1 protein-coding gene is annotated in these 625 nt (G+C 52.3%); it reads right to left on the reverse strand.

Annotation, left to right across the window (positions count from 1 at the left end; all coding sequences use genetic code 11):
* Positions 1-361 precede the first annotated feature (361 nt).
* A partial coding sequence (locus tag ABRP95_RS12065; RefSeq protein ID WP_349839495.1) for a transposase occupies positions 362-625 on the reverse strand: 264 nt, incomplete at its 5' end.

Here is a 625-nt window from a genome sequence, read left to right on the forward strand (position 1 = left end):
CACGTGCTGGCCCCTGACACCATCACACTGCATGCTCTATCGAAAGGTAGAAACACCACTCAAACGGACTTGACCCTGCAGAGTTCGCTGTTTCGGTTCGAACCGTTCGGTTGCGTCCACTAGTGTGGTGTATCTGTAACCCGTGGTAAGCCTCGTGCCGTTGCGGAAGGAAATAGTTGCCCGGAAAAATCAATAACCTCGGCGATTTACTCCTACTTTCGTAGTGCAGGGATCGTTCCGAGGCTTTCACAATAAAGCCTAGCGTTTCCATAATGAATAATCCAAGATCGACAATAGAACGGGACTTGACGCTGGAAAGTGGACACGTCGGGGAATAAGGCTGCTTGCCAGTGGGCCTACTTTAGTAGTCAAAATGTGTGGCGGCCTTGCGCAGGATGTCACATTCTTCGCGCAGTTGTGCTTGTTCTTTTTCTAACTGGCGGATCCGCTCGGAATCATCTACCGGCTGGGCTTTATCCTGCAGGGCTTTAGTGCGGGCGCGTTTGCCGGTGCCATGCTTCTTGACCCATGAATGCAGCGAGGCACGGTTGATACCGAGCTCTGCTGATGCTTTGTTCAGCGAGAGGTCCTCATTGTTCTCATAGAGGGCCACGGCATCGCGTTT

It is taken from the genome of Corynebacterium sp. KPL2895 (assembly GCF_040225815.1).
GTDB classification, from domain to species: Bacteria; Actinomycetota; Actinomycetes; order Mycobacteriales; family Mycobacteriaceae; genus Corynebacterium; species Corynebacterium rhinophilum.